The sequence below is a fragment of the Kitasatospora sp. SC0581 genome, assembly GCF_048159585.1.
In the GTDB taxonomy this organism is placed as follows: Bacteria; Actinomycetota; Actinomycetes; order Streptomycetales; family Streptomycetaceae; genus Kitasatospora.
This window is the reverse complement of the sequence record NZ_JBLRWA010000032.1, coordinates 29,251-48,842: the sequence shown is the minus strand read 5'-3', so window position 1 is coordinate 48,842 and position 19,592 is coordinate 29,251. Positions and strand designations below refer to the sequence as shown.

At 76.4% G+C, this 19,592-nt stretch carries 11 protein-coding genes and 1 pseudogene; 4 read left to right on the top strand and 8 right to left on the bottom strand.

Translation table 11 applies throughout. From position 1 onward, the window contains the following. Window positions 1–56 precede the first annotated feature (56 nt). The 3 genes and pseudogenes from ACLWS4_RS31910 to ACLWS4_RS31900 all read left to right on the top strand — a co-directional run. Window positions 57–3,257: pseudogene (locus ACLWS4_RS31910) on the top strand (type I polyketide synthase); the annotation flags it as partial. A gap of 5 nt (window positions 3,258–3,262) precedes the next feature. Beyond that, window positions 3,263–4,051: an arylamine N-acetyltransferase family protein gene (locus ACLWS4_RS31905; protein ID WP_375875173.1), complete on the top strand. Its 789-nt coding sequence runs from the start codon at window positions 3,263–3,265 to the stop codon at window positions 4,049–4,051. Next, complete coding sequence (locus tag ACLWS4_RS31900; protein WP_416875955.1) at window positions 4,048–5,673, top strand: bifunctional 3-(3-hydroxy-phenyl)propionate/3-hydroxycinnamic acid hydroxylase; 1,626 nt, start codon at window positions 4,048–4,050, stop codon at window positions 5,671–5,673. Before ACLWS4_RS31905 ends, ACLWS4_RS31900 begins: the two co-directional genes overlap by 4 nt. A 122-nt stretch (window positions 5,674–5,795) precedes the next feature. Here the strand turns inward: ACLWS4_RS31900 and ACLWS4_RS31895 are convergent, their stop codons facing one another. The 3 genes from ACLWS4_RS31895 to ACLWS4_RS31885 all read right to left on the bottom strand — a co-directional run bounded on the left by ACLWS4_RS31895 (window position 5,796) and on the right by ACLWS4_RS31885 (window position 10,952). Continuing rightward, a complete protein-coding gene (locus ACLWS4_RS31895) occupies window positions 5,796–7,037 on the bottom strand; it encodes a 3-deoxy-7-phosphoheptulonate synthase (protein ID WP_416875954.1) in 1,242 nt (413 codons plus the stop codon). Next, window positions 7,034–9,892 (bottom strand): AAA family ATPase, encoded by a 2,859-nt coding sequence (locus tag ACLWS4_RS31890; RefSeq protein WP_416875953.1) that lies wholly within the window; start codon window positions 9,890–9,892, stop codon window positions 7,034–7,036. The genes ACLWS4_RS31895 and ACLWS4_RS31890 overlap by 4 nt, the downstream gene beginning before the upstream one ends. 553 nt (window positions 9,893–10,445) lie before the next feature. Continuing rightward, a complete protein-coding gene (locus ACLWS4_RS31885) occupies window positions 10,446–10,952 on the bottom strand; it encodes a hypothetical protein (protein ID WP_387976108.1) in 507 nt (168 codons plus the stop codon). A gap of 12 nt (window positions 10,953–10,964) precedes the next feature. Here ACLWS4_RS31885 and ACLWS4_RS31880 point away from each other — a divergent pair, with 12 nt between their 5' ends. After that, window positions 10,965–13,673 (top strand): BTAD domain-containing putative transcriptional regulator, encoded by a 2,709-nt coding sequence (locus ACLWS4_RS31880; RefSeq protein WP_416875952.1) that lies wholly within the window; start codon window positions 10,965–10,967, stop codon window positions 13,671–13,673. Here the strand turns inward: ACLWS4_RS31880 and ACLWS4_RS31875 are convergent. From ACLWS4_RS31875 to ACLWS4_RS31855, 5 genes are read right to left on the bottom strand one after another with little or no spacing between them, the layout of a single operon-like run. Beyond that, the gene (locus tag ACLWS4_RS31875) at window positions 13,663–14,700 is read right to left on the bottom strand and encodes an LLM class flavin-dependent oxidoreductase (RefSeq protein ID WP_416875951.1); all 1,038 of its coding nucleotides are present in this window, start codon (window positions 14,698–14,700) and stop codon (window positions 13,663–13,665) included. The two genes, ACLWS4_RS31880 and ACLWS4_RS31875, sit on opposite strands and share 11 nt — an antisense overlap. A gap of 25 nt (window positions 14,701–14,725) precedes the next feature. After that, window positions 14,726–15,916, bottom strand: coding sequence for an acyl-CoA dehydrogenase family protein (locus ACLWS4_RS31870; RefSeq protein WP_416875950.1), 1,191 nt, complete (start codon window positions 15,914–15,916; stop codon window positions 14,726–14,728). Beyond that, window positions 15,913–17,778: a dipeptide ABC transporter ATP-binding protein gene (locus ACLWS4_RS31865; RefSeq protein ID WP_416875949.1), complete on the bottom strand. Its 1,866-nt coding sequence runs from the start codon at window positions 17,776–17,778 to the stop codon at window positions 15,913–15,915. Before ACLWS4_RS31865 ends, ACLWS4_RS31870 begins: the two co-directional genes overlap by 4 nt. Continuing rightward, window positions 17,775–18,632 carry an ABC transporter permease gene (locus ACLWS4_RS31860; RefSeq protein ID WP_416875948.1) on the bottom strand — a complete coding sequence of 286 codons (858 nt, stop codon included), beginning with the start codon at window positions 18,630–18,632 and terminating at the stop codon, window positions 17,775–17,777. Before ACLWS4_RS31860 ends, ACLWS4_RS31865 begins: the two co-directional genes overlap by 4 nt. Next, entirely contained in the window at window positions 18,629–19,591 is a 963-nt protein-coding gene (locus tag ACLWS4_RS31855) for an ABC transporter permease (RefSeq protein ID WP_241852957.1), read from the bottom strand. Before ACLWS4_RS31855 ends, ACLWS4_RS31860 begins: the two co-directional genes overlap by 4 nt. Between the last annotated feature and the right edge of the window lies 1 nt (window position 19,592).

Genomic DNA, 19,592 nt, shown 5'->3' with positions numbered 1-19,592 from the left:
AGGCTGACATGACCACCACCACCAACGACGGCGCGGCCGCCCTCGACCAGACGGCGAGGCTGGTCGAGGCACTGCGGGCCGCGCTCCAGGACAACGAACAACTCGCCTCCGAGAAGGCCGCGTTGGAGGCGGTGGCCGGTGAGCCGATCGCCATCGTCGGGATGGCCTGCCGGCTGCCGGGCGACGTCGCCTCCCCGGCCGACCTGTGGCAGCTGGTCGCCGACGGACGCGACGGCGTGGCCGAGTTCCCCGAGGACCGCGGCTGGGACCTCGACGGACTCTTCGACCCCGACCCGGACCGGGCCGGCCGCTCCTACGTCCGCGAGGGCGGATTCCTGCACGGCGCCGCCGACTTCGACGCCGCCTTCTTCGGGATCTCACCGCGCGAGGCGCTCGCCATGGACCCGCAGCAGCGGCTGCTGCTGGAGACCTCCTGGGAGGCCCTGGAGCGGGCCGGCCTGGACCCGGCGGGCCTGCGCGGCACGGCCGTCGGCGTGTTCTCCGGCGTCATGTACCACGACTACGCCACCGGTCTGCGAAGCGTGCCCGCCGGGCTCGAAGGCTTCCTCGCCACCGGCACCTCCGGCTCCGTGGCCTCGGGCCGGGTCGCCTACACGCTCGGCCTGGAGGGGCCCGCGATCACCGTCGACACCGCCTGCTCCTCCTCACTGGTCGCCGTCCACCTGGCCGCCCAGTCGCTGCGCAGCGGCGAGTCCACGCTGGCGCTGGCCGGCGGTGTCGCGGTGATGTCCCAGCCCTCGCCGTTCGTGGAGTTCTCCCGGCAGCGCGGCCTGGCGACCGACGGGCGCTGCAAGGCCTTCGCGGACGCCGCCGACGGCACCGGCTGGGCGGAGGGCGTGGCCGTCCTCGTCCTGGAGCGGCTGTCGGACGCCCGGAGGCTGGGGCACGAGGTGCTGGCCGTGGTCCGGGGTTCGGCCGTCAACCAGGACGGCGCGTCCAACGGCCTCACCGCGCCCAACGGGCCCGCCCAGCAGCGGGTGATCCGGGCAGCTCTCGCCAACGCCCGGCTGACGGCCGCCGACGTCGACGCCGTCGAGGGCCACGGCACCGGCACCCCGTTGGGCGACCCGATCGAGGCGCAGGCGGTGCTGGCCACGTACGGGCAGGGCCGTCCGGCCGAACGGCCGCTCTGGCTGGGGTCGTTGAAGTCCAACATCGGCCACACCCAGGCGGCGGCCGGCGTCGCCGGCGTGATCAAGATGGTCGAGGCGCTGCGCCACGGCGTGCTGCCGCGGACCCTCCACGTGGACGCGCCGACCACCCAGGTCGACTGGTCGGTCGGGGAGGTGCGGCTGCTGACGGAGGCCCGGCCGTGGCCGGCGGCCGACCGCCCGCGCCGGGCCGCCGTGTCGGCCTTCGGGGTGAGCGGCACCAACGCCCACGTCATCCTGGAGGAGGCGCCCACTGCGGACGCGCGGACACCCGCCGCCGAGCCCACCGCGGAGCCCGCCCCCGAGGCCGCCGCCGTCCCCTGGCTGCTGTCCGCCGCTTCCGCCGGCGCCCTGCGCGCCCAGGCGGAGCGGCTGCTCGACTACACCGAGGCACGCGGCCCGGCACCCGCCGACGCGGCCCGGACGCTGGCCGAGGCCCGGACCCTGCTGGCGCACCGCGCCGTCGTGGTGGCCGACGCGCTCGACGGTCACCGCACCGGCCTGGCCGCGCTCGCGGGCGACGCCGCCTCGCCCGCCCTGGTCACCGGCACGGCGGACGTCGCCGGGCAGACCGTCTTCGTCTTTCCGGGCCAGGGTTCCCAGTGGGCGGGGATGGGTCGTCGGCTGCTCGCCGAGTCGGCGGTCTTCGCGGAGGCGCTCGGTGAGGTCGACAAGGCCCTGACGTCCTATGTCGACTGGTCGTTGCTCGATGTGGTGAACCAGGTGCCGGGTGCCGCTTCGTTGGAGCGGGTGGACGTGGTGCAGCCGGTGTCGTTCGCGGTGAACGTCGGCCTGGCGCGCCTCTGGGCGTCGCTGGGCGTGGTGCCGGACGCGGTGGTCGGTCACTCGCAGGGGGAGATCGCGGCGGCGCACGTCGCCGGGATCCTCTCGCTGGACGACGCGGCGGCCGTGGTGGCGTTGCGGTCGCAGGCCATCGCCCGGGGCCTCGCCGGCCGGGGCGGCATGGTCTCGGTCGGCCTTCCCCGGGAGCGGGTGGCGAGCGCGCTGCCGGACGGCGTGGAGATCGCGGCCGTGAACGGTCCGTCCTCGGTGGTGGTGGCCGGTGACCCGGCCGCGCTCGACACCCTGGTGACCGGGTACGAGGAGCAGGGCGTGCGGGTCCGCCGGATCCCGGTGGACTACGCCTCGCACACCTCGCACGTGGAGTCCATCGAGGCCGAACTCGCCGAGCTGCTGGGCTCGGTGAAGCCCCAGCCCGCCGCGATCCCCTTCCTCTCCACCGTCGAGAGCCGCTGGCTGGAGGGTCCGGAGCTGGACGCCGGGTACTGGTACCGCAACCTGCGGCAGACCGTCCGCTTCGCCGAGGCCGTCGCCACCCTCGCCGCCGCCGAGTACCGGGCGTTCGTCGAGGTCAGCGCCCACCCCGTACTCGCCCACGGCATCGTCGAGGCCCTGGAGGCGGCCTCCGTGCGCGAGGCGGCCGTCACCGGGACCCTGCGGCGCGACGAGGGCGGCTGGGACCGCGTCCTGCTCTCGGCCGCCGCGCTGCACGTCCGCGGCGTGGAGGTCGACTGGTCGGCCTCCTACGCGGGCGCCGGCACCCTCCCCGCCTCCGAGCTTCCGACCTACCCCTTCCAACACCGGCACTACTGGCTGGAGTCGGTGTCCGTGACGACCACCCCCGCAGGAGATTCCCCGATGGCCACCGAGACCGAGCCCGACACCACCACCGAGGAGGCGCCCGGCGCCGTCCTCGCCCGCCGGCTGGCGGACGCCGACCCGGGGGAGCGCCTGGCCGTGCTGGTCGACGTGGTCCGCACGGAGGTCGCGGCCGTCCTCGGGCACGAGGGCACCGACGAGATCGGGGCGGACGCCGTCTTCTTCGACATCGGCTTCGTCTCGCTGACCGCCGTCGAGCTGCGCAACCGCCTCCAGAACGTCACCGGGCTCGAACTGCCCGCCCTGCTCGCCTTCGACCAGCCCACCCCGGAGCGGATCGCCGGCCACCTCCTCTCCCTGCTCGACGAGACCGTGCCCGCCGAGACCGAAGCCTCCGAGACCGTGCCCGCCGAGACCGAAGCCTCCGAGACCGTGCCCGCCGAGCAGCGGACCGAAGGGAAGTGACCGCCGTGTTCGACACCGCCGCCTACCTCAAGGCCCTCGACTACGACGGCCCGCTCGACCCCACCGCCGACACCCTGCGCGAGCTGCACCGGCGCCACCTGATCGCCATCCCGTACGACTCCTCGCTCAACACCGCCCGCGGCGAGGCCCTGTGGGCGGGCGTCGACATCGACGTCGACGCCGTGTTCGACGCCGTCGTGCTCGGCGGCCGGGGCGGCGTCTGCTACGAACTGAACGGGCTCTTCCTCGCGCTGCTGCGCGAACTCGGCTACGAGACCGGGCTGTTCTCGGCCGGGATCCGGCAGGTGGACGACAGCTTCGGGCCGGACCTGGAGCACGTCCTCGGCTTCGTCCGGCTGGACGGCGACCTCTGGCTGGTCGACGTCGGCTTCGTCGGCCCGTCCTACCTGGAGCCGCTGCGGGTGGTGCCCGACGAGGTGCAGCCGCAGTTCGGCACCGACTTCCGCGTCGTGCGCGCGGACACCGGCCACCACGTGGTGCAGCGCCGGGGCCGGGTCGGCGACTGGCGCGCCGTCTACCGGTTCCACGCGCGGCCGCGCGCCTTTGCGGACTGGCTGGTCCCCTCACCGGAGCTGGACCGGTTCGCCCGGGCCCTGGCCGGCTCCGGCATCGTGGTGCGCGGCCGGGCCTTCGAGGGCGGCCAGCGGATCCTGATCGGCACCCGCCTGGTCGTCGTCGAGGACGGCACCGAGCGGCTGCGCGGCCTCGCCGACCCGGAGGAGCACGCCCGGGTGCTCGCCGAGATCCTGCGGAAGGACGCGGCCACCGCATGAGCACCCCCGTCCACACCGAGACCGCCGCCGCTGTGGGAGACGGCGACGGCTTCGACACCGACGTCGCGATCGTCGGCTACGGGCCGGTCGGCCAGACCGCCGCCCTGCTGCTGGCCGCCCGCGGCCACCGGGTCACCGTCCTGGAGCGCTTCCCCCGGCCGTACCCGATGCCGCGGGCGGTCTCCTTCGACGGCGAGTCCGCCCGCATCCTCGCCGCCACCGGCGTGGGCGCGGCCCTGGACGAGCACGTCGAGTCCTCCCGGGACTACGTCTGGCACAACGCCGACGGGCAGACCCTCTTCCGGGTGGACGTCGAGGACGCCGGCCGCTCCGGCTGGCCCGACTCCAGCGCCGTCTACCAGCCGGGCCTGGAGGCCGCGTTGGCCGCCCACGGCGAGCGGTACCCCACGCTGCGCGTCCTGCGCGGCCACCGGGTGACGGCGCTCGCCGACCGCGGCGACGCGGTCACGCTCACGGTCGAAGGACCGCGGACCGGCCCGTCGGGCGGCCCGCTCACCGCCCGCTGGGTGATCGGCTGCGACGGCGCCAACAGCGTGGTGCGCGAGGAGGCCGGGCTGACCGCCACCGACTTCGCGTTCTTCAACGACTGGCTGACCTGCGACGTCGTCCCGCACGACGGCCGGGAGTTCGTCCCCAACAACCTCCAGGTCTGCGACCCGGCCCGGCCGCGCACCGCCGTCTCCGCCGGGCCGGGCCACCGGCGCTGGGAGTTCATGCGGCTCGACCACGAGTCGCCCGAGGAGTTCGGCGGCGAGGCCAACGTCTGGAAGCTGCTCTCGCTGTTCGACATCGACCCCGGCAACGCCACCCTGCTGCGGCACGCCGTCTACACCTTCCAGGCGCGCTACGCGGACCAGTGGCGGCGCGGCCGGGTGCTGATCGCCGGGGACGCCGCCCACCTGATGCCGCCGTTCGCCGGGCAGGGCATGTGCTCGGGCCTCCGGGACGCCGCCAACCTCGCCTGGAAGCTGGACCTGGTGCTCACCGGCCGGGCCGGCGAAGGGCTGCTCGACAGCTACACCGCCGAGCGGCGCGAGCACGTGCGGCACGCGCTCACCATGTCGATGGACCTGGGCCGGGTCATCTGCCAGACCGACCCGGCCGCGGCCCGCGACCGCGACACCGTCATGCTGGCCGCCCAGGAGCGGGCCCGGCGCGGCGCGGAGGTCGGCGCGGCCCGGCCGCGCACCCCGGTCCAGCCGCTCACGGCGGGCCTGCGGCACGGCGGCGGCCCGGCCGGCGACCTGGTCGTCCAGGGGCGGGTGACGGCGGCCGGCCGGCCCGCCGGGCTCTTCGACGACGTGGTGGGGCGCGGCTTCGTGCTGCTCACCACCGAGCCGCCGGAGAGCCTGCTCACCGCCGGGGACCGCGCCTGGCTGGCCGACCTCGGCGGCCACGCGGTGAGGGTGCTCGCGGCCACCGACGAGGAGCCCCCGGCGGGCGCGGTGGGCGACACCGACGGGGTGTACCTGCCGTACCTGGCCGAGGCCGGGGCGGTCGCGGTGCTGGTCCGGCCGGACTTCTACGTCTACGGCGCGGCGGCGGACCGGACGGAGCTGGCCGCGCTCCTCGAAGCGCTCCGCACCGACCTCGCCGCCTGACGGCCCGTCCGCCTGAACCTGCCTGAACCCGTGGGGAGTTGCCCGCCCCCTCCCGCGCACGTGCTGACGGCCCGCTCCCCCTCCGCGTGGAGGAGCGGGCCGTCGGTCCGGGTGGGCGGTCCTCAGACCGCCACGGGCGCCCGCCGGGCGGAGTGCTCCAGCAGGATCTCCGCCACCACGCGCGCCAGGTCGAGGGTCTGGCGCCCGTTCAGCCGCGGGTCGCAGCCGGTCAGGTAGCGCTCGGGGAGCTGCTCCTCGCGCAGGTCCTCGCGACCGCCGAGGCACTCGGTCACGTCGTCGCCGGTCAGTTCCAGGTGCAGGCCGCCGGGGTGGCTGCCTATCGCCCGGTGCACGGCGAAGTACCCGCTCACCTCGGCGGCGATCCGGTCGAAGCGGCGGGTCTTCAGCCCGCCGGCCGCCGTCTCGGTGTTGCCGTGCATCGGGTCGCAGAGCCAGACCACCGGGTGTCCCGCGTCCGCCACCGCCTCCACCAGCGGCGGCAGCACGTCGGACACCCGGTCCGCGCCCATCCGGCTGATCAGCGTCAGCCGGCCGGGGACGCGGTCCGGGTCCAGCGCCTCGGCGTAGGCGACGGCCTGCTCCGGGGTGGTGGACGGGCCCAGCTTGAGGCCCAGCGGGTTGGCGATCCGGCGGGCCAGGGCGACGTGCGCGCCGTCGAGTTCGCGGGTCCGCTCGCCGATCCACAGGAAGTGGCCGGACAGCGCGTACCCGTCGCGCACCAGCGGCACCTCGTAGTCGAGCAGCAGGGCCTCGTGACTGGCGAACAGCTCGGTGCGGGTCGCGTCGGCCACCGAGTCCAGCACGTCGAGCGCGGCGCCGGCGCCGTCGTACGCGGTGAGCATCCGCCGCGGGTCCGGTGTGCGGGCCTCGGCCGTCGCCGCGAGGCCGTTGACGATGTCGCCCCGGTAGGAGGGCAGCCCGTCCGGGCCCGTCGGGCTGGAGCGCGGCTTGGCGTACTGCCCGGCGACGCGTCCGACCGGCACCACCGGCAGGCCGGAGGCGACCTCGAACAGGGTCGCGCAGTGCAGCAGGGCGTGCAGGTTGGCGCGCACGTGCTCGGGGGTGTTGCCAGCGAAGGTCTCGGCGCAGTCCCCGCCCTGGACGACCAGGGCCCGGCCGAGCGCGGCCTCGGCCAGGCGCTCCCGGAGCCGGTCCACGGCGGCGGGCTCCACCAGGGGCGGCAGGGCGCCGAGCGCGGCGCGCACCTCGCGCACCCGTTCCTGATCGGGCCACTGCGGTTGCTGGCCGGCGGTCAGGCCCGCCAGGGCCCGGGCGAGGTCGGGCCCGGTGCCGTCGTGCACCGTCAGGCTGGTGGCGGTCGGCGTGGTCATCGGCGTCGTCATCCCGTCTTCCTCAGGTTGGCCCACAGATCGGCGGGCAGGTCCTTGCGTCGGCGTACCCCGAGCTTGCGGTAGACCCGGGTGAGGTGCTGTTCCACGGTGCTCGCCGTGACGTACAGGCGTCCGGCGATCTCGCGGTTGGTGTAGCCGAGTACGGCGAGCGAGGCGACCCGCCGCTCGGACTCGGTGAGCGCGTCGACCCCGCCCGGCTCCCGTGCGTCGGCGGCGGGGCCGCTCTCGCCGAGGTCCGCCGAGACCGACAGCAGCTCCTGGACGAGCGGCTGCAGGGCGCACATGTTCGCCACGTGCAGGGCCTGGCGCAGCAGCAGCCGGGCCCGGCGCCTGTTGCCGGAGCCCTGGTGCACCCGGCTCAGGTCGGTGAGCACCCGCACCTGCTCGTAGCGGTCGCCGGAGGCCTCGGTGAGGTCGACGGCCTCGGTGAGCAGGGGGCCGCGCCGCCCGGCCGGCCCGGCCGCGGCGAGCAGCCGCAGCGCCGGGCCGCGGTTGTGCGGCAGGTCGGCGTCGGCCCGGCTGAGCTGTTCGTGGATCAGCCGCCAGGCGCGGTCCCGGTTGTCCAGCCGCAGCCAGGCGTCGGCGGCCTGGGTGCGCCAGGGCACCACCCCGGCGCCGTCCAGGCCCCAGGTGCGCAGCAGTTCGCCGCAGGACAGGAAGTCGGCGAGTGCCGCGTGGCCGTGCCGGGTCGCCTGGTAGTGCTCGCCGCGGGCGAACAGGTAGTGCAGCCCGTACAGGCTCTGGAACATCGCCTCACCGACGGCGTGGGTGAGGTGCTTGGCGGCCGAGCGGTGCTCGCCGGTGCGGCTCTCGGCGATGACCAGCGTGCCCAGCGGCAGGCCCACCGCGATGCCCCAGGAGGTGGGGCTGAGGTGGGTCAGCGCGGCCCGGCTGTGCTCGGCCGCCGTGGTCGGCTCGCCGAGCCGCAGGGCCGCCTCGGCGTGCGCCGCCGAGTACAGGGCCGTCGCGGTCGGGGCCTCGCGGCGCGCGGCGGTGCCGAGCAGCCGTTGGCTCCAGACCGCCGCGGTGTCGGCGCGCCCGGCCTGGAGCAGCACCCGCAGCGCGAGCAGCGCGGCCTCCTCGGCCCACGCGGTGCGGCCGTGCAGGTGGGCGTCGTGCAGCACCTGCTGGGCGTGGTCGACGGTCTCCGTGGCCCGTCCCCGGGTGAGCGCCCCGGCGAGTGCGGCGGCGGCCCGCAGCTGCGGGTCGACGTCCGGGGCGACCGTGTGCCGCAGGTCGGCGGGCAGCACCGGGACGCGGCGGCCCCGGGCCAGGCCCGGGTGGGTGTAGGCGAGCCAGGTTTCGACGTCGCGCAGCGCGCCCGTCTCGGCGGGGGAGGCCGGTCCGGCCGGTCCGGTCCGGGCGCGCAGCAGGTCCAGGACGGCCAGCGCCTCCTCGCCGCGGCCGTGCCACAGCAGGTACCGGACGAGGACGAGCGCCTCGGCGAGCCCGAGGTGCCCGGCCCGGACCGCGGCGGTGAGCGGCACCAGGTGCCGGGCCGCCGCCGAGGGGTTGAGCTGCCACTCGGCCTGCGCCAGCCGGTGCCGGAGCACCGCCCGGTCGTTCTCCTCGGCGGCCTCCTTGTGGGCCAGGCTCAGGCAGGCGACGGCGGTGCGGTGACGGTGGTCGAGCAGGGCGTGCTCGGCCGCCTCGGTCAGCGCGGCGACCGCCCACGGCGCGGGCGCCCGCCCGGCCTCGACCAGGTGCCGGGCCACCTCGGCGGCGGGGCTGCCCGTCTCGTGGGCCAACTGGGCGGCCCGCAGCCGCAGTTCGGTGCGCTCGTGCGGGGCGAGGTCCTCCAGGACGGCGGCGCGGGCGGCCGCGGTGCGCAGCCGTCCCTCGCCGTCCAGCAGTCCGGCGGCGGTGAGCGTGGCGCGGGTCCGGGCGACCGCGTCGGCGCTCTCCCGCTCGCCCAGCAGCCGGGCCACGTCCTCGGCCGGGGCCTCCTCGCCGAGCACGGCCTGGGCCTGGACGACCCGCAGCACGCCGGGGCCGGCCCGGTGGAGGCAGCTCAGCAGGGCCGGGCCGTAGCGCGGTTCGGGCTCGTCGGCGCGGTCGAGGTGCTCCTCGACGAGGGCGTGCAGCAGCAGCGGGTTGCCGCCGGCCACGTCCACCAGGCCGGGGCCGCGGTGCCGGGCGTCCTCCTCGCCCAGGCCCTCGGTGACCAGGCGCAGCGCGCCGGCCCGGGACAGCGGGGCCAGTGCGAGGCGGTGCGCGTGCGGGTGGCGCAGCAGTTCGGCGTGCAGCCGGCGCCGCGCGGGCCACGGGGTGCTGCCGTCGGTGAGGACCAGCAGCACCCGGCTCTGCGGCAGGTGGCGGACGAGGTGGCGCAGGAAGTGCAGGGACGCCTCGTCGGCGTGGCCGATGTCCTCGACGCAGAGCAGCACCGGGGTGTCGGCGGCGGCCGCGAGCAGGGCGGTGGTCAGGTCGCGGCAGGCGCGCAGCAGCGCCGGCGACGGCGGGCCGGCCGGGTCGCCGACCGCGCTGCTGCCGTTGAGGGCGGCGCCGTTGAGGGCGGTGCCGCCGGCACTGTCGGCCGGGTCGGCGAGGACGGCCGGGTCGGCCAGCGCGGCCAGCCGCTCGGCGTGCTTGGCGGGCCAGCCGGGGGAGTGGGCGATCCGGTCGGCGATCCCGAAGGGCAGGTCCCGCTCCTGGGCGGAACAGCCCGCGCCCACGACCAGGACTCCGCGCTCGGCGGCCCGGGCGGTGAACACCCGCAGCAGCTCGCTCTTGCCGCTGCCGAGGGGTCCGTCGACCAGTGCCACCCGGCCCGCGCGGCCGAGACATTCGGCGAGCAGGTGGTCGAGTCTGTCGATGTGCGCGTCACGTTCCAGCAGGGAAGGCACCGGGTACCCCCGACCTCGTCTCTTGTAGGCGTCCGGCCGCCGGTCCTCGGCGGCTCCCCCGGGGCGGTGGCGACGGCCACCCGCTCCCGGTCGAACCCATCATGGGGACACCCCGCCCATCGCCCGGGAACTGATCGCTCATGGGCGGGCCACTGCGCCGGGGCGGCCGGGTGGGCAGGGCTGGTCCAGGGTCCTGACGATCTTTCATCGTCCCTGCTCAGGGGCGTGGAGGAGGACGAGTGGGCGGGTGAGGGGCCGACCGGAGGCGTGGCGGAGGCCGGCCGCGATGCCGGTGCGGCCGTGGTCGCGGAGGGTGTTGATCGCGGACGGCGTTGATCGCGGGGTCGCGCGGGGTCGCCGTGTTCCCGGGCCCGTGGCCGGTGCTGATCCCGGGGGGCGTCCTCGCGGAAGGCGGTGTCGCGGACGGAGCGGAGCCGGGGTCTCGACCATGCGGACCACGGGGATCCACTGGTGACGCCGGCCGGTCCACCGGGCCGGCGCCGTTACGACGCCCCCATGGCCCGCACGCCTGCCCGATCACCGCGACGTCGAATCAACCCGGCCGGTCGGCGGCGGCGAATTTGCCTCGGGGAATACCGGCAGGGGGGTCGCCATCGATAGCGTAGATCGAAGTCGACGTGCGGTCAACGGAAGGCCCCGGATCGATCTGATGTACCATCGGGCACATTCTCCGGAATGGCTTTCTCCGGAATCGCAGGGAATCAAGGGGGTAGGGGTGCGATTCAACGTTCTGGGGCCGCTTGAAGTGCTCTCCGACGGCACCGACGTGCCCATTCGCGGCCTGCAGCAGAGGGCCCTGCTCGGTGTTCTGCTGCTCCGCGCGAATAGCGTGGTGGGTATCAACGAGATAGTCGCCGCACTCTGGGGCGATGACCGTCCGTCCACGGCGCGGAAAATGGTGCAGAACTCGGTGGCCGGGCTGCGCCGCGCATTCCAGGCGGTCGGGGAGCCGGCGGACGGGAAACCCGCGCTGAATACCACTGTGCCCGGATACGTGCTCAGAATCGAGCCTGAACAGCTCGATCTCACGGAATTTCATGAGCTTGTCACATTGGGCCGGGCCCGACTGGCGGCCGGCGACTGGACGCGGGCCTCGGAACTGCTGCGCCGCGCCCTCGGCCTGTGGCGCGGCCCGGTGCTCGCCGACGTGAGCGACGCCGGGCTCACCTGGCCCGAGCTGGCCGCCCTCCAGGGCACCCGGCTCGCCGTCCACGAGGACTGCATCCAGGCCGAGTTGGCGATGGGGCGGGACCGCGAGCTGATCGGCGAACTGGAGTCCATGCTGGAGGCCGAGCCGACCCGGGAACGCCTGGTCGCCCAGCTGATGGTCGTCCTCTACAACTGCGGGCGCCAGTCCGAGGCGCTGGACCGCTACCGGCGCACCCGGGACCTGCTCGCCGACCGCTTCGGCCTGGAGCCCGGCCGCGACCTGCGACGCCTCCAGCGCGCGATCCTCAGCCACGACCCGGCCCTGGCGCTGCGGCTCACCACCGCCCCGGGCGGCGCGGCGGACTTCCCGCCCCCGGTCGGACCCCGCCCTGCGGCCGCAGCCGCCCCGCAGCCGCCGCGCCCCCGGCCGGCCCCCGCCCCGCCCGCGCGCGCCGACGACCGCGCCGACGACAGCCGCGCCGACGACCGCGGCGCCGGCCGCGCCGGGACCGCCGCCGCCCCGGCCGCCGAGCACGCCTTCCGCGCGTCCTGGGAACGGGTCGAGCGGCGCGCGGCCAGCGTCGTCATGGTCCGCGCCCAGTGGACGGCCGACGGCGGCGCCCTCGCCCCCGAGCGCGTCGACCACGCCGTCAAGGAGCTGACCGCCGACATCCGGCGCGAGATGGCGCCCTTCGGCGGACACGTGCGCCGCGCCTTCGGTTCGGTGTGGCTGGTCGTCTTCGGCGTCCCCCGGGCCCACGAGGACGACGCCGAGCGGGCCCTGCGCGCCGCCCTCGCCCTGCACCGCCACTTCGAGGCGCCCGGACCGGCCGCCCCCGGGGCCACCGCTGCCGGACCGGTGCCCGGCAGCGGGGCCGCCGCCACCCGGCCGGTCACCCACCTCGTGGTCGGCACCGGCGAGGTGGTGGTCACCTACGACGACAGCGCGCCCGAGCCCGTGGAGGTCACCGGCGAGGTCCTGGACGCCTGCCACCACCTGCTGCTGCAGGTCCCCCGCGGGGAACTGTGGGCCGCCGACGCCACCGTCGAGACCGGCGGCGCCGGCCTCGGCTTCGCCCCGGTCCCCGGCGTCCCCGGCGTCCACCGCCCCGCGCCCGCCCGCCGCGACGGCCGCGGGCCGTCCGGGCACCCCGCCGAACCGCCGTTCCTGGAGCGCACCCACGAGCTGAACCTGCTGCGCGGCGCCTACCAGGACAGCGTCCGCCGCCAACTGCCGTACCTGGTCACGGTGCTGGGCGAGCCCGGCATCGGCAAGACCCGGCTGATCGGGGAGTTCGCCGCCGCGCTGCGCGACGGCGCCGGACCGCCGGCGCCCCGGGTGCTCCACGCGGGCACCCCGGCCTTCGACGCCCACACCCCCTACGAACCGCTGGCCGGCCTGGTCCGCGCCTACACGGGCATCCGCGCCGGAGCCCCGGCGGCCGTCGTCCTGCCCGCACTGACCAACGTCGTGCGCGGGCTCCTCCCGCACGCCGACACCGGACCGATCGTCACCGCGCTCGCCGCCTGCCTCGGCCTGCCCGCCCCGGCCGCCTCCGCCGAGGGGCCGGACGGCGGCGCCGTCCCACGGGAGGAAGTCCTCGGCGCGCTGCGGCAGTTCCTGGAGGAGGCGGCCGCCGAGCGCCCGCTGGTGGTCGTCCTGGACGACCTCCACCGCGCCGCCGACTTCGTCCGCTCCTTCGTCGAGGACCTCACCGTCCGGCTCGGCCCGGTCGCCCTGCTGCTGATCGTCGGAGCCCGTTCCGAACTGCTCCACACCAGGCCCTCCTGGGGGTGCGCCAAGCGCCGCTCGGTCCTGCTGCACGTGGCACCGCTGTCCACCGCGGCCACCGCCACCGTGATCGGTGCCGCCTCCGGCCGCCGCCACCCGACGCCCGCCGACGACCGCCGCGCGGCCCTCGCCGACGGCAACCCGCTGTTCGCCCAGGCCTACGCGCGGGCGGCGGACGCCGGCGCCGACCACCCGCCGGCCGTCCTCGCCGTCGCCGCCGCCCAGCTCGACGGCCTCGACCGCACCACCCGCTCGGTGCTGCGCGACGCCGCCGTCGTCGGCGGCACGCTGTGGCGCGGCGCGGTCGAGGCCGTCAGCCAGCGCGACCCCGAGGAGGTCGGCCGCAGCCTGGAGCTCCTGGAGTCGCGCGAACTGCTGCGCCGGGTGCGCCGCAGCGGCGTCCCCGGAGACGTCGAGTACGCCTTCCGGTACGCCGTCAGCCGTGATGTCGCGCTCGCCCAGCTGCCCGGCCGCGTCCTGGTCGAACGCCATCTGCGGGCGGCGGACTGGGCCGCCCTGCTGGACGTGCCCCGCCCCGGGCTGCTGGCCTTCCACCACGACCGCGCCATCGCGCTCGCCGAGGCGGACGGCACCCCGGTGGAGGCGATGGAGCGCCGTGCCTGGGAAGCCCTGGTCGGGGCGTCCGCCCGGGCCGCCGCCGCGGGCGACGACGCGCTCGCGGTCAGCTGTCTCGACCACGCCCTGGACCGCTGCCCGCCCGGGGAGCCCGAGCGGGTCTGGCTGGTCACCCACCACCGCCGCATCCGCGACAGCCTCGGCGCCCGCGCCCATCGCCGCCGCCCGGCCGTTACCGGCTGACCCCGGCGGGGACGGGCAGCGCCGGGGCGAGGTCCCGCACGCGTTCCAGCGAGCGGATCTTCTCCTCGACGTCGGTGACGTTGTTGGTCACCATCAGCTCGTCCGCGCCGGTGCGCTCCAGCAGGTCCGTCAGCGCCCGGCGGACCTCCTCGGCGTCGCCGACCGCCTGGGTGCTGAGCAGCGCGTCGGCGGAGGCCAGCTCGGCCTCCGTCCACGGGTACGCCGCCGCCTCCTCGACGGTGGGCAGCGGCGCGATCGGCGAGGCGCCGTTCAGCCGCAGCACCGGGAACAGCGCCGGCGCCGTCAGCCGGCGCGCGTGCTCCGTGGTCTCCCCGCACACCGTGTAGGCGGTGACGATCGCGTGCGGCCGCTCGGCCCGGGCCGAGGGCCGGAAGCTCTGCCGGTACGCCCGCAGCGCCTCCTCGGTGCCGCGCGAGTTGAAGAAGTGGTGGGCGAACGCGTACGGCAGCCCGCGCCGGCCCGCGTCCACGGCGCTGCGCACACTGGCGCCCAGCAGCCACGGCCGCGGCGGCTGCGGCGGCTCCGGCAGGGCCTCCAGCCGCTGGTAGACGTGCCCGTCCGGGAAGCCGCCGTCGACGAAGGCGAGCAGCTCCTCCAGCGCCGCCGGGAAGTCCTCGTCGGGCGCCCGGCGCAGCGCGTGGGAGAGCAGCGGGTCCGCGCCCGAGCGGCCGATGCCCAGGTCCACCCGGCCGGGGAACAGCGCGGCCAGCGTCCGGAAGGACTCCGCGACGGCGTACGGCGGGTGGTTGGGCAGGATCACCCCGCCCGCGCCGATCCGGATCCGGCTGGTCCGCTCGCCGAGCGCGGCCAGCAGGACGGCCGGCACGGAGCCGGCGATCCCGCGCGAGTTGTGGTGCTCGGCCACCCAGAACCGGGTGTAGCCCAGCTCGTCGGCGGCCGCCACCAGCCGGCGGGTGCCGACCAGGGTCTCGGCGGGGCTGCCGGCGGAGTCGATGGACGATATGTCGAGGACGGACAGCGGGACGGTCGGGGAACTGCTGGTCATGCGGGGGTGCTCCTTACTCGGGGTGTCACGCGTACCAGGTGGGGCGGGGGACTTCGCCGTGCAGGAGGTGGCGCCCCACCACGCGGGCGCGCCCCGGGTCGTCCTCGTGCACCCGCCGCGCCCGGGTGTCCCGCCAGTAGCGGTCCAGCCCGGCCGCGGCCTCGGCGCCGCCGGGGCAGGCCGCCCCGAGCACGCCGGCGGTGACCGCGTCGGCCGCCGCGCCGGCCTGCGCGGCCAGCGCCGCGACCCGGACGGCGTGCCGGCCGCGCTCCTCCTCGGTCACCGTGCGGCGCCGGGCGTGCAGGGCGTCCGCCTCGGCGCCGACGGCGTCGGCGAACGCCTCCACCGCCCACAGCGCGGAGGCCAGGGCGCCGTAGTGCCGGGCCGCGTCCGCGGCGGCGGCCTCGGTCAGCGGCGCCTCCGACCACTGCTCGCGGGCGTGCCGGGCGGCGGCGTCCAGCGCGCCCCGGGCCGCGCCGATCAGCGCGTTGGCCTGGGCGAGCTGGAAGGCCGGAGTGAGGAAGGTGTTGTAGACCCGGGGCACGAAGGTCTTGTCGACGTGGCCGAGCGCCCCGGTCCACGGGATGTTCGCGCCGTCGGCGACCACCGTCCCGGCGGCCAGCGACCGCAGCCCGAACTCCTCGGCGCCGGGCTCGAAGGACAGCCCCAGGTGGTCGCTCATCGCGAGCGCGCTGATCGGGGTGTCGCCGTCCTCCAGGAAGCCCTCCAGGATGGTGATGTCCGACACCGGGTGGCCCAGGACGCGCTCCAGCCGCCCGTGGAACAGCATCTCGCGGCCGGTGTCCTGGATCACCAGGGGCGCCGAGCGGGGCTTCGAGGACCCGCTGTAGAACCACCGGGCCCGGGCCGACACCTCGGCGATGTGCTGGATCTTCTCGTCGGTGCCGATGAACTCGGCGATCGACACCCACACGTAGTGGTGGGCCAGCAGCTCGCCGACCGAGGCGTCGGCCGCCGCGACGGTGCGCACCACCCGGAACGCGGTGGACCAGTCCTGGCCGGCCCCGCCGTACTCGACCGGCCCCAGCAGGGTCACCAGGCCGGACTCCTTCAGCAGCCGGATCTCCCGCACCGGCGGGGTGCCCTCGCGGTCGCGCCGGGCGGCGCCGGGTGCCAGCAGCGCCGCGACCTCCTCGGCCCGCCGCAGCCACGCCTCGGCGGCCTCGGGGACGGCGTCCGTCGTCGTGTCAGTCATGTCTCCCACTTCGTGACGTGCTCGCCGTCCTGCCCGGCGACGTGTTCGGTGTCCTGCTCGGTGTTCCGCTCCGGGGCCTGCTCCGTGTCCTGCTCCGGGTCGTCGCGGCCCGTGACGTCGGCGCCGTGCGTCCTGCCCGAGCCGTCCGTACTGCCCGCACTGCCCGTACTGCCCGCGCCGTCCGCACCGTCCGCGCCGGGCAGCCGCAGGACGGCGTCCAGCAGGGCCCGGGTGTACGGGTGAGCGGGGGCCTCGAAGATCCGCTCGGTCTCGCCCTCCTCGACGACCGACCCGCCGCGCATGATCAGCACCCGGTCGGCGACCTGCCGCACCACGGCCAGGTCGTGGGTGATGAACAGCAGGGCGATGCCCCGCTCGCGCCGCAGCCGGTCCAGCAGCTCCAGCACCTGCGCCTGCACCGAGACGTCCAGCGCCGAGACCGGCTCGTCGCAGACCAGCACCCGCGGACGGCCCGCCAGCGCCCGGGCGATGGCCACCCGCTGGCGCTGACCGCCGGACAGCTGGTGCGGCCGGCGGGAGAGCAGCTCGGCCGGCAGGCCGACCTGGTCGAGGAGTTCCGCGCACCGCCGGGCCCGCTCGGCGCGCCGCAGTCCCGGCAGCGCCTCGCCGATGATCCGCGCCACGGTGAACCGGGGGTCCGCCGAGGCGTACGGGTCCTGCTGGACGAACTGGATCGCCGAGCGCCCGGCCCGGCGCCGCCGCTCCGGCAGCGCCGACCAGGGCCGCCCGTGCAGCAGCACCTCCCCGGCGTCGGGACGGGACAGGCCCATCGCGACCCGTGCCAGCGTGGTCTTGCCCGAGCCGGACTCGCCGACCACGCCCAGCGCCTCGCCCGCCCGCAGGGTGAACCCGACCTCGTCGAGGGCCCTCGGCCCGCCCGGGGCGAAGGACTTGACCAGCCCGCGCCCGGTCAGCACCGGGGCCGCCTCCTCGGCGTCCGGTGCCCCGGTGTCCGGAGCCTCGGCCGGGGCCGAGGCCTGGGCGGGACGGGCCGGCGGGCGGCCCGAGGGCACCGCGTCCAGCAGCATCCGGGTGTACGGGTGCTCCGGGGCGGACAGCACCCGGCCGGTCGGCCCGCTCTCCACCACCTCGCCCCGCCGCAGCACCAGCACCCGGTCCGCCAACTGCGCCACCACCGCCAGGTCGTGACTGACCAGCAGGAGTCCCCGGCCCTCGGCCTTGAGCCGGCCGAGCAGCGCCAGGATCTGCGCCTGGACGATCGCGTCCAGCGCCGTGGTCGGCTCGTCGGCGATCAGCAGCGGCGCGTCGGCGGCCAGCGCCGAGGCGATCAGCGCGCGCTGGCGCAGCCCGCCGGAGAGCTGGTGCGGGTACTGGGTGCGCCGGGCCTCCGGCTCCGGCACGCCCACCGCCGTGAGCAGTTCCACCACCCGGGCGCCGACGTCCGGGCCGGCGGTGCCGCCGAGACGGGCCGCCTCGGCGATCTCGGCGCCGACGGTGCGCAGCGGGTCCAGCGCGGTCAGCGCGTCCTGGAAGACCACGGCGACCCGCCGGCCGCGCACCGCGCGCCACTGCCGTTCGCCGAAGCCGGCGGTGTCCGCCCTGGCGACCTCCAGGGTCCGGGCGGAGACCCTGGCCCTGGCGCCCGCCAGCCCGATGAGGGAACGCGAGGTGACGGACTTGCCCGAGCCGGACTCGCCGACCAGCGCCACGCACTCCCCGGGGCCGATGGCCAGTGACACCCCGTCCACGGCGGGCCGCGGCGCGCCGGGGAACGACACCCGCAGCCCCTCCACCCGCACGAGCGGGCCCGGCACCGGCGCACCGGTGTCCCCGGCCGTCGCCTCCGCACCGGTCGCTTCCGTTGTCGTTGTCGTCGTCATCGCACCGCCCTCAGCTGCAGCGAACGGCCGATCAGCGTGGTGCAGACCACCACGACCGAGACGGCCAGGCCGGGTGAGATCGAGATCCACCAGGCCGTCTGGAGGAAGTCCTTGCCGTCGGCGACCATCGAGCCCCAGTCCGCCTCCGGCGGGACGGGGCCCAGGCCGAGCAGGCTGAGCCCGGAGCCCGAGATGATGGCCGAGCCCAGCCCGATGGAGGCCAGCACCACCAGCGGGCCGCCGACGTTCGGCAGCACGTGCCGCAGCACCGACCGCCAGGCCGGCACCCCCAGCACCCGCGCCGCCTCCACGTACTCCGAGCGCAGCACCAGCCGTGCCTGGCCGCGCACCAGCCGGGCGTAGTGGGGCACCCCGGCGATGCCGATGGCGATCGCCACGTTGACCGTGCCGCCGCCCAGAACCGCCACCACCACCAGCGCGAGCAGCAGTTCGGGGAAGCCCAGCAGCACGTCCACCACCCGCATCAGGACGAAGTCGACGCGCCGTCCGCCGCAGCCGGCGACCAGGCCGAGCAGCGCGCCGCCGCCCACCCCGATCAGCGTCGCGCCGACCGCGATCAGCAGCGACAGCCGGGTGCCGTGCACCAGCCGCGACCAGACGTCCCGGCCGAGTTGGTCGGTGCCCAGCCAGTGCTCGGCACCGGGCGGGCGCAGCGCCGCCGCGACGTCCGTCGCCGCGGGGGAGTGGGTGGCGAACACCCCGGGGAAGGCCAGGACGAGCGCCACCGCGGCCAGCAGGACCAGCGGCGCCAGGCGGGCGGGCGAGCGCAGCAGCGCACCCCGGCGGGCGGCGGCCGCGGCCGGCTGGTCGAGGAGGGCGGTCACGGTGCTCATGCCGCTCCTCCCTCGCGCAGCCGGGGGTCGATCAGCGGGTGGAGCACGTCCACCAGGGTGTTGATGACCACGAACGCCGCGCTGGAGATGACCACCAGGGCGCTGACCACCGGCAGGTCGCGCGAGCCGACCGCGTTGGCCAGCACCCGGCCCAGGCCGGGCCGGGTGAAGATGTTCTCCACCAGCACCGCGCCGCCGAACAGGCTGCCCAGCACGAAGCCGGCCAGCGTGGTCAGCGGCAGCAGCGCGTGCCGCAGGGTGTGCCGCAGCAGCACCGCCGTCGCGCCCAGGCCGCGCGAGCGCGCGGTCAGCACGAACGGACGGCCGTCGGCGCTCTCCAGCTCCTGGCGGATCACCTGGGCGAGCACTCCGGCCAGCGGCAGCGCCAGCGCCAGCGTCGGCAGCACCAGCGCCGCCGGCCCGTCCGCCCCGATCGAGGGCAGCGCGTGCAGCCGGTAGGAGAACACCGTCAGCAGGATGATGCCCAGCCAGAACGACGGCATCGACACCATCAGCAGCTCGGCGACACCGGCGGCGGCGCGCACCGCCCGGCCCCGGCCGGCCGTCAGGGTGGCCGCCAGCACCGCCAGCACCAGCGCGGTGACCAGCGCGGACACCGCCAGCTCGACGGTCGGGCCGAGCTGGCTGCCGAGCAGCCGCTCGATCGGCTCGTTGAGCTGGTACGACCAGCCGAGGCCGCCGCTCGCCAACCGGGCGAGCTGGCGGCCGTACTGGACGAGCAGCGGGTCGTTCAGGCCGTTCTCGGCGATCACCTGGTCACGCAGGGCCGGGGTGCCGGCGGCGCCCGGCCCGATCAGTCCGTCCACGATGTCGCCGGGGGCGAGGTGGAGGGCGAAGAACGTCACCGTGAGCGTCCCCCACACCACCACCAGCCCCGCCGCGAGCCGCCGGGCGACGAACCTGGCCCAGGGCGGCACGTGCCGGGCACTGTTCGACACC